The 14205-nt window shown below is 64.5% G+C and carries 13 protein-coding genes; 12 read left to right on the forward strand and 1 reads right to left on the reverse strand.

Going from position 1 to position 14205, the window contains the following annotated elements:
- Positions 1 to 2 precede the first annotated feature (2 nt).
- The 4 genes from proB to NKH02_RS11070 all read left to right on the forward strand — a co-directional run bounded on the left by proB (position 3) and on the right by NKH02_RS11070 (position 4693).
- Positions 3 to 1175: a glutamate 5-kinase gene (gene proB, locus NKH02_RS11055; RefSeq protein ID WP_352878615.1), complete on the forward strand. Its 1173-nt coding sequence runs from the start codon at positions 3 to 5 to the stop codon at positions 1173 to 1175.
- A 2-nt stretch (positions 1176 to 1177) separates the two neighbouring features.
- A complete protein-coding gene (locus NKH02_RS11060; RefSeq protein ID WP_352878618.1) occupies positions 1178 to 2464 on the forward strand; it encodes a glutamate-5-semialdehyde dehydrogenase in 1287 nt (428 codons plus the stop codon).
- Between the two features lie 204 nt (positions 2465 to 2668).
- Positions 2669 to 3301 carry a nicotinate-nucleotide adenylyltransferase gene (locus NKH02_RS11065; protein ID WP_352878620.1) on the forward strand — a complete coding sequence of 211 codons (633 nt, stop codon included), beginning with the start codon at positions 2669 to 2671 and terminating at the stop codon, positions 3299 to 3301.
- Positions 3302 to 3403: 102 nt separating this feature from the next.
- A complete protein-coding gene (locus NKH02_RS11070) occupies positions 3404 to 4693 on the forward strand; it encodes an MFS transporter (RefSeq protein ID WP_352878623.1) in 1290 nt (429 codons plus the stop codon).
- Between the two features lie 4 nt (positions 4694 to 4697).
- On the opposite strand, the gene NKH02_RS11075 is transcribed toward NKH02_RS11070, so the two are convergent.
- A complete protein-coding gene (locus NKH02_RS11075; protein WP_352878626.1) occupies positions 4698 to 5549 on the reverse strand; it encodes a mechanosensitive ion channel family protein in 852 nt (283 codons plus the stop codon).
- 241 nt (positions 5550 to 5790) lie between these two features.
- Here NKH02_RS11075 and rsfS point away from each other — a divergent pair, with 241 nt between their 5' ends.
- The 8 genes from rsfS (at position 5791) to NKH02_RS11115 (ending at position 14173) form a co-directional block, all read left to right on the forward strand.
- Positions 5791 to 6168, forward strand: a complete 378-nt coding sequence (rsfS, locus tag NKH02_RS11080) for a ribosome silencing factor (protein ID WP_023758584.1) — start codon at positions 5791 to 5793, stop codon at positions 6166 to 6168.
- Between the two features lie 56 nt (positions 6169 to 6224).
- The gene (gene rlmH / locus NKH02_RS11085; RefSeq protein WP_352878629.1) at positions 6225 to 6707 is read left to right on the forward strand and encodes a 23S rRNA (pseudouridine(1915)-N(3))-methyltransferase RlmH; all 483 of its coding nucleotides are present in this window, start codon (positions 6225 to 6227) and stop codon (positions 6705 to 6707) included.
- A gap of 180 nt (positions 6708 to 6887) precedes the next feature.
- Entirely contained in the window at positions 6888 to 8225 is a 1338-nt protein-coding gene (locus NKH02_RS11090) for a murein hydrolase activator EnvC family protein (RefSeq protein ID WP_352878632.1), read from the forward strand.
- Complete coding sequence (locus NKH02_RS11095; RefSeq protein WP_056586250.1) at positions 8226 to 9557, forward strand: S41 family peptidase; 1332 nt, start codon at positions 8226 to 8228, stop codon at positions 9555 to 9557. It begins immediately after the preceding gene.
- 199 nt (positions 9558 to 9756) lie between these two features.
- Positions 9757 to 10938 carry a divergent polysaccharide deacetylase family protein gene (locus NKH02_RS11100; protein ID WP_352878634.1) on the forward strand — a complete coding sequence of 394 codons (1182 nt, stop codon included), beginning with the start codon at positions 9757 to 9759 and terminating at the stop codon, positions 10936 to 10938.
- Positions 10939 to 11094: 156 nt separating this feature from the next.
- A complete protein-coding gene (locus tag NKH02_RS11105) occupies positions 11095 to 11610 on the forward strand; it encodes an RNA pyrophosphohydrolase (RefSeq protein ID WP_352878637.1) in 516 nt (171 codons plus the stop codon).
- A gap of 78 nt (positions 11611 to 11688) precedes the next feature.
- On the forward strand, positions 11689 to 12828 hold the full coding sequence (alr, locus tag NKH02_RS11110) for an alanine racemase (RefSeq protein ID WP_352878640.1): 1140 nt from the start codon (positions 11689 to 11691) through the stop codon (positions 12826 to 12828).
- 88 nt (positions 12829 to 12916) lie between these two features.
- Entirely contained in the window at positions 12917 to 14173 is a 1257-nt protein-coding gene (locus tag NKH02_RS11115; RefSeq protein ID WP_352878643.1) for a D-amino acid dehydrogenase, read from the forward strand.
- The last annotated feature ends 32 nt before the right edge of the window (positions 14174 to 14205 follow it).

Genomic DNA, 14205 nt, shown 5'->3' on the forward strand with positions numbered 1-14205 from the left:
CTATGCAGTCGCTGAAAAAATATCGGCGCATCACCGTCAAGATCGGCTCGGCGCTGCTCGTCGACCGCGCGACGGGCCTGAAGCGCGACTGGCTGGATTCGCTCGCCGACGACATTGCCGTGCTTGCCCAGGGCGGTGCTGAAATCCTCGTCGTGTCGTCCGGCGCCATCGCGCTCGGCCGCACCATCCTTGGCCTCGGCAAGCGCGCCTTGAAGCTCGAGGAGAGCCAAGCCGCGGCAGCCGTCGGGCAGATCGCACTGGCCGGCGCCTGGTCGGATGCGCTCGGCAAGGGCAGCCTGAAATCGGGCCAGATCCTGCTGACACTCGGCGACACCGAGGAGCGCCGCCGTTACCTCAACGCGCGGGCCACGATCTCGACGCTCCTGAAGATGAAGGCGGTGCCGGTCATCAACGAGAACGACACGGTTGCCACCTCCGAAATCCGCTACGGCGACAATGACCGGCTGGCGGCTCGCGTCGCCACCATGATGGGCGCCGACCTTTTGGTGCTGCTTTCCGACATAGACGGGCTCTACACGGCGCCTCCGGCGCGGGACCCCAATGCAAAGTTCATTCCGGTGGTCGACCGGATCACATCGGACATCGAGGCGATGGCGGGAGCCGCCGCTTCCGAGCTGTCGCGCGGCGGCATGCGCACGAAACTCGATGCCGGCAAGATCGCGACCGCCGCCGGCACGGCGATGATCATCACGTCCGGCACGCGGCTGTCGCCGCTGATGGCGATCGAACGCGGCGATCGCGCCACCTTCTTCCGGCCGAGCAGCAACCCGGTCAAGGGCTACAAGACCTGGATCGCCGGCCAGCTCGAACCGGCTGGCCGGCTGACGGTCGATGCCGGCGCCATTGGTGCGCTTCTGTCGGGCAAGTCGTTGCTGCCGGCCGGCGTCAAGCTGGTCAGTGGCAATTTCTCGCGCGGCGACACGGTGGCGATCCTGTCGCCCGAGGGCCGCGAGATCGCCCGTGGGCTGGTTGCCTATGATGCCGCCGATGCCGTAAGGATCGCTGGTCTGAAGACGGCCGAGATCGAAACCGTGCTCGGCTACGAGGCGCGTTCGGCGATGATCCACCGCGACGACCTTGTGGTGAGCCATTCCAGTGACCAAGTAGGAGCCGGTAACCAAGTGCTGGCCGGTGGCGATGTAAGCGGAGGATGAGCATGCTGAAATTGCATGAAAAATCCGGGGACGACACCGTCGCGCTGATGGCCGATATCGGCCGCCGCGCCCGCGCCGCCGCCCGACCGCTGGCCATTGCCACGACCGCCGCCAAGAACGCCGCACTCCTCGCCATGGCCGAGGCGATCGTCGCGCGTGGGCAGGATATCCTCGACGCCAACGCCATCGATGTCTCGAATGGTCAGGAATCCGGGCTTTCCGTCTCCTTCATGGACCGACTGAAGCTCGATCCGGCGCGCATTCTGGCCATGGCCGAAGGCATCAGGGAGATCGCCGCGCTGCGCGATCCGGTCGGCGACGTGATCGCGCAATGGGACAGGCCGAACGGCCTGCATATCGAGCGCGTGCGCACGCCACTCGGCGTCGTCGGCGTCATCTACGAGAGCCGGCCGAACGTCACGGCCGATGCCGGCGCGCTCTGCCTCAAGGCTGGCAATCCGGTGATCCTGCGCGGCGGCTCGGATTCGCTCAATTCGTCGGCCGCCATCCATGCCTGCCTCGTCGAGGGGCTGAAGGAAGCCGGCCTGCCGGAAGACGCCATCCAGCTGGTGCCGACCACCGACCGCGCCGCCGTCGGCGAGATGCTGAAAGGACTGGACGGTACGCTCGACGTCATCATCCCGCGCGGTGGCAAAAGCCTCGTCGGGCGGGTGCAGACCGAGGCACGGGTGCCGGTCTTCGCGCATCTCGAAGGCATCTGCCATCTCTACATCGACCGCTCAGCCGAGCTCGACATGGCGGTGCGGATCGCCGTCAACGCCAAGATGCGGCGCACCGGCGTCTGCGGTGCCGCCGAGACGCTGCTGATCGACCGTGCGGTTGCCTCCACGCATCTGGTGCCGATCCTCGACGCACTTCGAACGGCCGGCTGCGAAATCCATGCCGATGCCGAAGTGCTGAAAGTGTTTTTCGACGCCAAGCCGGCAACCGATGCCGACTGGGTGGCCGAATATCTCGATGCCATCATCGCGGTGAAGCTGGTCGACGGTATCGCTGGTGCGATCGAGCACATCGAGACGTTCTCCTCGCATCACACCGAGGCGATCGTCGCCGAGGACGCGCAGGCGGTCGAGCGCTTCTTCAACGAGATCGATTCGGCGATCCTGCTGCACAACGCCTCGACCCAGTTCGCCGACGGCGGCGAGTTCGGCATGGGCGCAGAGATCGGCATCGCCACCGGCAAGATGCATGCGCGCGGACCGGTCGGCATCGAGCAGCTGACTTCGTTCAAATACCGCGTGCGAGGGTCCGGACAGGTGAGGCCTTGACGTCTTTTGCCCGAAGGGCCTGAAGCTTGCGCCCAGACACCCCCCTCTGTCCTGCCGGACATCTCCCCCGCAAGGGGGGAGATTGGCTGACATTTCTGATTTCGCCAATCTTCAACGCTGCAAGATTGACGCCTACGCCGAAACTGCTGATCTCCCCCCTTGCGGGGGAGATGCCCGGTAGGGCAGAGGGGGGTGCCTAGCGCGATGCTATCCCCTTCCCCACCCGCAATCCCCTCCCACTATCTCAAGATGCCGCATGCCGAGAAGGGGCTGGCCGTCGGCCTGTTCGGCGGTTCGTTCAATCCGCCGCATGCCGGCCATGCGCTGGTTGCCGAGATTGCGCTCCGGCGCCTGGCACTCGACCAGCTCTGGTGGATGGTGACGCCCGGCAACCCGCTGAAGAGCACAGGCGAGCTGGCGCCGCTCAGCGAACGGCTGCAACTGTCCGAGCAGATCGCCAAGAACCCCAAGATCAAGGTCACCGCTTTCGAAGCCGCGCACCATGTGCGCTATACCGCCGACGCGCTGGCGCTGGTCAAGGCGCGCAATCCCGGCGTCGACTTCGTCTGGATCATGGGTGCGGATAGTTTGCGCGATTTCCATCGCTGGCAGCGCTGGCGCGAGATCGTCATGACCCTCCCGATCGCGGTGATCGACCGGCCGGGAGCGACGCTGTCGTTCCTGTCGTCGGTTGTCGCCAAGACCTTCGACTATGCCCGCGTCGACGAAGGCGATGCGCCACGGCTTGCCCGCAGGAAGGCGCCGGCCTGGACGTTCATCCACGGCCCGCGTTCGTCGCTGTCGTCGAGCGCGATCCGCAAACTGGCACAGGGGTAGCGTCCGCGCGGATTTCCCTTCTCCCACAAGGGGAGAAGGCAAGACCGGTCATGTCGCTTTTATCGCTCCCTTTGCCTGTTTCGTGGGCAATCCTGAGCAGGCATGTCGATTCCCAGGGAAAACCGCAGCGAAGTCGAGCAGGGCACCGAGCCCACGCCGCTGATCGCGATTGCCAGCGTCATCGCGTCGATGGCGCTGATCGCCGTCGGCAATGGGCTGATGTTTGCCTATATCCCGGTCCGGCTCGGCGCCGAGGGCTTCGATCCGACCTGGGCCGGGCTGATCATCACCGGACTTTCGGCCGGCGGCCTCGCCGGCTGCATCCTGACGGGACCGCTGGTCAGAAGGGTTGGCCATGCCCGCGCCTTCATGGTGCTGTCGGCGCTGATCGCGCTGGCCAACGCCGCTGTCGGCGCCGGCCCGCATCCGCTGCTGTGGATCGCCGCCCGCGCGCTCTACGGCTTTGCCATATGCGGTCTGTTCATCGTCGCGCAGAGCTGGCTGAACGATGCCATTGCCAATGCCATCCGCGGCAGGGTGATGGCTTTCTTCTACGTTGCCTATGTCGCCGGGCTCGGCGTCGGCTACGCGACGCTGGCGCTGATCGATATCAGGACCGCCGATGCGCCGCTGATCGGTATCGCCTTCACCGCTTTGTCGATCCTCCCCGTCGGGATGACCAGGCTGGCCCAGCCGCCGGCACCGCGGGCGGCCTCGGTGGCGCTCGGACGGGCCTGGCGGATTTCGCCCGTCGGCGTCGCCGGCATGCTGGCGGTCGGCGGCCTGTCGATGTCGATCGCGGGCTTCGCGCCGATCCACGCCACGGCCAAGGGCTACAGCCAAGCCGATGTGGCGCTGCTGCTTTCGGCGATGCCGGTCGGCACGCTGATCCTGCAGATCCCGCTTGGCTGGATTTCCGACCGCACCGACCGCCGCTATGTGCTGGTCGCCGCATCCGCACTCGCCATGGTCGCCGGCCTGTTCGCGCTTGGGTTCGACGGCGGCGCGCTGGCGGCGCTGGTGGTGATCTACATCATCTGGGATGGCGCCTCGGAATCGATCTATTCGCTTTCCAGCGCGCATGCCTCCGACCGTGCCGGTAAGGAGGACATGGTGGCGATGTCCAGTACGCTGTTGTTTGCTTGGTCGCTTTCGGGCTTCATCGTGCCGGGCATCGTAACGGCGCTTTCGGCAGTCTTCGGGACGCGGACCTTCATCTATGTGGCGATCCTCATCGCGGCAGCCTTCTGCCTGTTCGTGCTTCTGCGTGTGTTCACGACACGTCCGGTTCCCGCCGGTGAAACCGGCAGTTTCGCACCGATGACCGCGCAGGCGCCTTTGCCGGTCGAACTTGCGTTCGCGCCGGATGAGCAAGACCGGCGCAACGGCTAACCGATCATTGCCGGCGGGCCTCCGGCGCCGGCGCTTCCGGTGGCGGCAGCGGAATCGATATGCCTTCCGAGTCGAATTGCTGCTTGGCACGTTTGGTGAGGTCGGTCTGGGTGGCGAAGAAGTCCGCCGAAGATGTCCAGTAGCGCAAGGCGATCGACACGGTGCTGTCGCCCAATGTCGCGACGAAAGCGATCGGCGCCGGCTCACGCTTCACCCGCCGGTCGGCGGCGGCAATGGCGAGCAAGGTCTTCTGGGCGCGGTCGATGTCGTTCCAGGAGCCGATGGAGAGTGTGATGTCGGTGCGGCGCACACCGTTGCGGGTGAAGTTGCGCACCGGCTGATTCCACAGCGTCGAATTGGGCGCCAGGATATAGACGCCTTCGGCGGTCCTGAGCTTGGTCGCGAACAGGCCGATCTCCTCGATCGTGCCGGCAATCGAACCGACCTCGACGGATTCGCCGATGCGGAACGGCCGCAGCGCCAGAAGCATGATGCCGGCGGCGATGTTCTGCAGCGTGCCTTGCAACGCCAGGCCGATGGCCAGGCCTATGGCGCCGATGGCGGCGATGATCGACGCCGTCTGCACGCCGAATTGGCCAAGCACCATGATGGTGACGAGGATCAGGATGGCATAGCGGACGATCTTGGAGAAGAAATGCCGCAGCGTTTGGTCGAAGCCATGGATATGGCCGAGTCCGGCGAAGATCGAACGTTCGGCAAGCCCAGCGATGATGTAGCCGACAACCAAAAGGATGACGGCGCCGATGGCCGAGAAAGAGTATGAAATGATCAGCGTGCTCAGTTGCGCGAGGCCGGCCTGGACGGTGGCAAGGGTGTTTTGTGGGTCGATCGGCATGGTGAAAATCCGGTTGGTCGGTGAGCCGATAACCCATGCGGGGAGCGAGGGTTCCGATCTTTTCCGGCGTGCGGCGGTACCACAGGAACGAGAATACGTTCGTGCCAGGCAGCTCCCGTCTTGAAACTGTAAGGGAACTCTGCCTATCTAAGTGGCGTCACCTGCTTTCAAGGGTGATTTGGTTGTTCTTGCTGCGAAAGGAAATACACTGAGAACAGCACTGCGGAAGAAGGCCGATATCATGCCTTCGCCGGCCAGGATCAGCGTAGACGACGCCGTGTCCCGCGCCATCAAGACAGTCCTTGCCAGTCTGGAAGACTCCAAGGCCGAAAACATTGTCTCCATCGACATCCAGGGAAAATCGAGCCTCGGCGACTACATGGTCGTCGCTTCGGGTCGATCGCACCGTCATGTCTCGGCTGTCGCCGATCACCTTCTCAAAGCGCTCAAAGATGCCGGGCTCGGCATGGCGCGCGTCGAGGGGTTGGCAGGTGCCGACTGGGTCCTGATCGATTCGGGCGACATCATCGTCCACGTCTTCCGCCCCGAGGTCCGCGAATTCTACAATCTTGAAAAGATGTGGCAGGCGCCGGATCTCGAGGAAGAGACCCTCCACTAAGCCGCCTTTGTTTTGATGCATGTCATCGCATGCATCAGCGGCTTATAGGGGCAAGGATGAAGATATCAGTTCATGCCGTGGGCCGGATGAAAGCCGGCCCCGAGAAGCTGCTCGCCGACCGCTATTTCGAGCGCTTCGCCAAGAGCGGCCCGGCGGTGGGGCTTGAATTCGCCGGCATTGCCGAGATCGCCGAAGGTCGCGGTCAGACCGCCAACGAGCGGCGGCGCGAGGAAGGTCAGAAGCTGCAGACGCAGTTGCAACCCGGCACCGCGCTGATCCTGCTCGACGAACGCGGCAAGAGTTTTTCCTCGGAAGATTTCGCCGGGCGCCTCGGCCTGTTGCGTGACGGTGGCCGCAAGGCGCTGATCATCGCCATCGGCGGCGCCGACGGCCACGACCAGTCGCTGCGCGATCAGGCCGACCTGGTGATGTCGTTCGGATTGCTGACCTGGCCGCACCAACTGGTGCGCGTGATGCTGGGAGAGCAGCTTTATCGGGTGGCCACCATCCTTTCGGGACATCCCTATCATCGCTCATAAACTGGTGAATTGGCGCGACCCGCCCGGATTTCCGCCCCAATGCCGCGCAAGATTGGACCTTTGGTTTTGCATTCGTTTTTCCCAAACCGGGACCACTTTTGGGCGACATGCATTCGGAAACGGGCCTCTCAAACATGGTTGATGGTTCGTTAACGAAGCCGCGGATAGAGTCGACGCCGAATGTCTGAAGGTTGGAAATCGAGAACGGGCTCATGGCGCGCGCGCTGCGGCATCGCGGCGGCGGTGCTTGTCCTGTCGCTGCATGCGGGGCGGGCCGAGAACTCGCTCGACTTGGCTCCAGATCCGGACCAGAGCCGCGCCGAATACGAACGGGTCTCGAAGGAGATCACGCTGTCGTCGGAACGATTGGCCAAGCTCTCCGCCGACATCGCGACCATCAAGAAGGATCACGCTTCGATCACGGCAGCCCTGATCCAGTCGGCGATGACCGAGCAGAAGCTCGGCCAGGACATAGAGGACATCGGCGCAAGGCTGGAAGGGCTGAAGGGCCAGGAACAGAAAATCCGCGTCTCGCTTGCGTCTCGGCGTGACGTGCTGGCCGAAGTGTTGGGTGCGCTGCAGCGCATGGGGCTGAACCCGCCGCCGGCGATCCTGGTCAAGCCGGAGGACGCGCTGTCGTCGGTGCGCAGTGCCATCCTGCTTGGCGCCGTGGTGCCGGAACTGCGTCAGCAGACCGAGAGCCTGTTGGCGGATCTCAAGGAGCAGTCGCGGGTCACGGGCTCGATCGAGGCCGAACGAGCGCGGCTGACTGCGGCGGTCGGCGATCAGACGACGGAAAAAAAGCGTCTAAGCATGTTGCTGGAGGCCAAGCAGAAGCTCGAAGCCGACACGCAAACCCAAATGGCCGCTGAAAAGCAGCGATCCGAGGCGCTGGCGGCCAAGGCCGGCAGCTTGAAGGAATTGATCGCATCGCTCGAAGCGCAGGCCGACAAGACCCGCAAGGCAGCCGATGCGGCCAAGGCCGCCGAGCAGAAGACGGCGGACGGCGACAAGCCATCAACGCCGGCGGAACTGGCGTCGCTGCCGGTGCCGGAAGGCAATCGGCTTGCCGCTGCGGCACCTTTTTCAGCGTTGCAGGGACAGATCGCGCTGCCGGTGACCGGCCGCATCAAACGGCGATTCGGCGCCGATGACGGTAACGGCGCGATGATGCTTGGCGACATGGTTGCGACACAATCAGGAGCCATCGTTACCGCGCCGGCGGATGGGAATGTGCTTTATGCGGGGCCGTTTCGCTCTTATGGTCAACTCTTGATCCTTAACGCAGGCGACGGCTATCATGTCGTTTTGGCGGGGATGAGCAGAATCAGCGTCGCGACCGGTCAATCAGTGCTCGCAGGAGAGCCGGTCGGCGCGATGGGAGAGGCCAGGGTGGCGAGCACCTCGGTTTCGAAGAATGGAAATGCCACGCCGGAACTCTATGTCGAGTTCCGCAAGGATGGAAAACCCGTCGATCCGGCCCCATGGTGGGCGGACCGTTTTTCTGGAAGGACGTGAATAATGCGGAAACTGTCGCTTCTGTTTGCCGGTGCGCTGATGGGCGCGTCCGCCATGAGCCTTGTTTATGGCACGCCCGGCTCGGCGGCGAACGCCGCAGGGTCGGAGACCTACAAGCAATTGGCGATCTTCGGCGATATCTTCGAGCGGGTGCGGGCGCAGTATGTGACGCCGCCCGACGACAAGTCGCTGGTCGAGAACGCCATCAACGGCATGCTCGCCTCGCTTGACCCGCACTCCTCCTATATGAACGCCGAGCAGGCGCAGGATATGCGCGTCCAGACGAAGGGCGAGTTCGGCGGGCTCGGCATCGAGGTCACCATGGAGAACGATCTGGTCAAGGTGATCACGCCGATCGACGACACACCGGCCGCCAAGGCAGGCGTGCTGGCCGGCGACTATATCGCCAAGATCGACGGGGAAGAGGTTCGCGGCCTCACCCTCAACGATGCGGTCGACAAGATGCGCGGCCTGGTCAACACACCGATCAAGCTTACCATCCTGCGCCAGGGCGCCGACAAGCCGATCGAACTGACGGTCGTGCGCGACATCATCAAGGTCAAGGCGGTCAAGTTCCGGGTCGAGAACGACATCGGCTACATGAAGATCACCTCCTTCACCGAAAAGACCTATGACGACCTCGAGAACGCCATCGACACCATCAAGAAGCAGGTGCCGGACGACAAGCTCAAGGGCTATGTGCTCGATCTGCGCCTCAATCCGGGTGGCCTGCTCGACCAGGCGGTGAGCGTGTCCGATGCCTTCCTCAACCGCGGCGAGATCGTCTCGACGCGCGGCCGTGATCCCAAGGACGTCACTCGCTTCGACGCCAAGCCTAAGCAGGTCGACGACATCAACGGCAAGCCGATGATCGTTCTGGTCAATGGCGGTTCGGCCAGCGCGTCGGAAATCGTCGCCGGCGCGCTGCAGGATCTGCGCCGTGTCACGGTGGTCGGCACGCAGTCCTTCGGCAAGGGTTCGGTGCAGACCATCATTCCGCTCGGCGAGAATGGCGCGCTCAGGCTGACGACGGCGCTCTATTACACGCCGTCCGGCAAGTCGATCCAGGGCAAGGGCATCACGCCCGACATCAAGGTCGACCAGCCGCTGCCGCCGGAACTGCAGGGCAGGGACCTGACGCGCGGCGAATCCGACCTCAAGGGCCATATCAAGGGCGCCGACGAGAGCACGACCGGTTCGGGCTCGGCGGCCTATGTGCCGCCGGATCCGAAGGACGATCTGCAGCTCATCTATGCCGAGCAGCTGCTGCGCGGCCAGAAGACCGATCCGTCCTTCCCGCCCAATCCGCAGAAGGCCGTTCTCAACCAGTAGCGGTGGGGCCGGACAAGTAGGTCTGGCCGCCCGATGGAAGCAATGCGATGCTGCCGGGACCGAAAGGTTCCGGCAGTTTGATTCGGGGGCAAGGCAAAGCCCCAAACACGGCGCCAGGGGTGCGCCAGGATTGATGAATTCGCGCATGTCCTTTCGAAGCGGTTTCGTCTTCGAAGCTGATGCGCCCCGGGGATTAGGCTTGGCTGATATAGGCAAGGACATCGAACGCCCGCTCGGACAGGCTGTCCGGTCGCCGCGCGCTGCTGGCAAGGTCAGCGGCGGTGCGATCATGGCAACGGTGGCCGTGCTCGCGGTGGTCGGCGTCTCCGGTGCGATCGCGCTCCGGGAAAAGCCGTTTCGAAAGCCGCAGGAGGTTGCCGTTTCGACGCCGAAAGTAACAGCGGCAGCCGAACCCGCTGCCGCGCCGACCGCATTGGCCCCAGTGACGGCACCCAAGACGGAGACGCCGACAAAGACAGGCGGGCCGCAGATCATCCGCGTGCAGACGGAAGAGGGCGATGGCCCGCCCAAGGCGGCGATCGTCATTCGCGACCCGTCGACCATCGGCCAGAACCTGAAGATCGCGCATATTCCCGACAAGGCGCTGATCGAAGCCAGCGATACCGGACCCTTGCCTGTGCGCGCCACCGATGGAAGGCGGCCGTTCGACGTCTATGCGCGGCCCTGGTCGGGCGGGCGCGGCGCGCGGGTGGCGATCGTCATCGGCGGGCTTTCCGTTTCGCAGACAGGCACCCAGGCGGCCATCGCCAAGCTGCCGGCGGAAGTGACACTGGCCTTCGCGCCGCAAGGCAACAGCATCGGCCGCTGGATGCAGGCCGCCCGGCAAAGCGGCCACGAGATCGTCATGCAGGTGCCGCTCGAACCGTTCGACTATCCGAACATCAATCCCGGCCGTAACACGCTGACGGTGGCGGCGAGCGCGGACGAGAATTTGAAGAACCTGCATTGGGCGCTGTCGCGGACGACCAACTACACCGGCGTCATGAACTATATGGGCGCGCGCTTTTCCGCCGACGCGGCGGCGATGGAGCCGTTCATGGCCGAACTCGGCAAACGCGGCCTCGCTTATATCGATGACGGATCGTCGGCGCGCAGCCTGGCGCCCGACCTCGCGCTCAGGGATGGCGTGCCCTTCGTCTCCGGCGACATGGCGATCGATGCGGTGCAGGATCGTGGCGAAATCCTCAAGAAACTGGACAGTCTCGAAGCGACCGCGCGGGCCAAAGGCACTGCCGTCGGCATCGGCTCGGCCTTCGACCTGACGGTCGACACCGTGTCGTCGTGGGTGGTCGAGGCAAAGAAGCGCGGCATCGAGATCGTGCCGATTTCAGCGGTGGCGATCGATCCGCAAAAAGGCTAACAGCCGTCTTGATAATTCTACTCCGGCGGGCATCTGGCGACGTTTTCTGCGCTTCCGGTGCTCACGTACTTTAAGTACGCTCCGCTCCGGTTCTCGAAACCGCTCGCCACCTGCCTCACCGGAGCGAATTCTCAAAACGGCTGGACCCCATCACGCATGGCTAAAAAGATTGACCGCGAAACGCTGCCTTATCGCCCCTGCGTCGGATTGATGATCCTCAATGCCGAGGGCCTGGTCTGGGTCGGGCATCGCATTGCCGAGCCGGACAGTGAATTCGCCGGCACGACGCAGCTCTGGCAGATGCCGCAAGGCGGCATCGACAAGGGCGAGGAGCCGTTGCAGGCGGCCGAGCGCGAACTCTACGAAGAGACCGGCATGCGCGGCGTCTCTTTGCTGGCCGAGGCGCCGGACTGGATCAACTATGATTTGCCGGACCATCTCGTCGGCGTCGCCTTCAAGGGGCGGTATCGCGGCCAGACGCAGAAATGGTTCGCGTTTCGCTTCCACGGCGATGTCAGCGAGATCCAGATCAATCCGCCGCCGGGCGGCCACACCGCCGAGTTCGACAAATGGGCATGGCGGCCGATGCAGGATCTGCCCGACCTGATCGTGCCGTTCAAGCGCCATGTCTATGAGGACGTGGTGGCGGCATTTCGGCATCTGGTGCAATAGGCTCAACACAACGACCCTGGTTGCTGCGCCGGCCCGGCGGTCCTATTGATGTGTCTATCCACTGCGCAAAGGGTCGCCATGAACGACGCCCCCAAAAAGTCGCTGCCCGAAGAGGTCACCGCCACAAGCGAAGTGGCGGCCGGCGCCGTCCTCACCATCGATCTCGGCGCGATCCGTGAAAACTACCGGCGGCTCAAAGCGCGGTTGGGCGATGTTCGCTGTGCCGGCGTGCTCAAGGCCGACGGCTACGGTGTTGGTGCCAGCCAGGTCGCGGCGGCGCTGCTGCGCGAAGGCTGCGATACCTTCTTCGTTGCGCTTCTGGCCGAAGGCGTCACCTTGCGCCGCTCGCTTGGGCCGGATCCCGCCATTTTCGTCTTGAACGGCATTCCGCCCGGCGCAGAGCCGGACGCCGTGGCGGCGGACCTTTGCGCCGTCATCAACAGCCCGGAACAATTGGCGGCCTGGCGTGCGGCGGCTCGGCGCGCCGGCCGAAAACTGCCGGCCGCGATCCAGGTCGACAGCGGCATGTCGCGGCTCGGCATGGCGCCCCGGGATGTGGAGCGCGTTGCCGCCGATCCGCATGCCTTCGACGGCATCGACATCCACTTCGTGATGAGCCATCTGGCCTGCGCCGACGAGCCCGAGCATCCGGCCAATGAGCGGCAGCGGCTGGCGTTCGAGCGGCTGCGCGCACTATTGCCGAAGGCGCCGGCCTCGCTCGCCAATTCGTCCGGCATCTTTCTGGGGCGGCGCTTCCACTACGATCTCGCCCGCCCCGGTGCCGCGCTCTACGGCATCAATCCGACACCGGCCAGGCCGAACCCGATGCTGCCGGTGGTGCGGCTGGAGGCCAAGGTCGTGCAGACACGCATGCTGGAGGCCGGCGTCGGTGTCGGCTATGGCCACATGTTCCAAACGACGGCTCCGCTCGCTGCCGCGACGATCTCGCTGGGCTATGCCGATGGCTGGCACCGGCGGGCGGCGTCCGCAGCCTGGTTCGAGGGCGCGCGCCTGCCCTTCCTCGGGCGGGTGTCGATGGATTCGATCATTCTCGACATCTCCGCTCTGCCGTCCGGCAGGCTACGCGAGGGTGATCTCGTCGAACTGCTCGGTCCCTCACAAAGCGTCGATGTGGCTGCCGGCCATGCCGGCACCATCGGCTACGAGATCCTGACCAGCCTCGGCCCGCGCTTCCATCGGCGCTATGTCGATAGCTAACGCTTAGCGTGTAGCCCCTTGGCGGGCGCCACAGAATCCGGCAGACAGAAGATGGCCGGTTTGGGCGTCGCCGTGGGAGTGTTGTACGATGAAGATCATGGTGCTGGGCGGTGGCGTCATCGGGGTGACCACGGCGTATTATCTCGCCGAAGCCGGTCACGAGGTGACGGTTCTCGACCGCCAGAAAGGCCCGGCGCTGGAAACCAGCTTTGCAAATGCCGGCGAGATATCCCCCGGCTACGCCTCGCCCTGGGCCGGACCCGGCATTCCGCTGAAGGCGATCAAATGGCTGCTGATGAAGCATGGCCCGCTGGTGGTGCGGCCGGCCTTCGATCCGCATATGTGGACCTGGCTGATCAAGATGCTGCGCAACTGCACGGCCGAGCGATACGCGATCAACAAGGCGCGCATGGTGCCGCTGGCCGAATACAGCCGCGACACGCTGAAGGCGCTGCGCGAAGCGACCGGCATCGCCTATGACGAGCGGACCCAGGGCACGCTGCAGCTGTTTCGCACGCAAAAACAGCTCGACGGCACCGGCGGCGATGTCGAGGTGCTGAAGAAGTATGGCGTGCCCTACGAGATCCTCGACCAGGACGGCTGCATCGCGGCCGAGCCTGGCCTGGCCGGGGTGCGCGAAAAGTTCGTCGGCGGCCTCAGGCTGCCGCATGACGAGACCGGCGACTGCAAGATGTTCACCGACAGGCTGGCCGAACTCTGCGTGGCGCGCGGCATCAAGTTCGAATACGACGTGACGATCTGGCGTGTCATCCGCAGCCGAAACCGCATCGCAAATCTCAGCACCAGCAAGGGCTGGAAGGCCGCCGACGCCTATGTGATGGCGATGGGCAGTTATTCGGCGGGTTTCATGCGCCGGGTGAAGCGGCCGATCCCGGTCTATCCGGTCAAGGGCTATTCGATCACCGTGCCGATCAAGGATGCCGCGGCGGCACCGGTGTCGACGGTGATGGACGAGACATACAAGGTGGCGATCACCCGGCTAGGGAACCGCATTCGGGTTGGCGGTACGGCGGAGATTTCCGGCTTCGACCTCAGGCTGCATGAATCGCGACGGCGCACGCTGGAGCACTCGGTCGGCGATCTGTTTCCGGGCGCCGGCGCGATGCGGGACGCGACCTTCTGGTGCGGGCTGCGGCCGATGACGCCGGACGGCCCGCCGCTGATCGGCCGCACCGAGCTTTCCAATCTCTACCTCAACACCGGCCACGGCACGCTCGGCTGGACCATGGCCTGCGGCTCGGGCAAGGTTCTGGCCGATATCATCTCCAGCCGGGTGCCGGACATCGATGTCCGCGACCTCGCACAGGAGCGCTATCTGCGATAAAAGGTCGGAACGACTGCCGGACCCAGTCTTCG

The organism is Mesorhizobium sp. M1396 (genome assembly GCF_040317725.1).
In the GTDB taxonomy this organism is placed as follows: Bacteria; Pseudomonadota; Alphaproteobacteria; order Rhizobiales; family Rhizobiaceae; genus Mesorhizobium.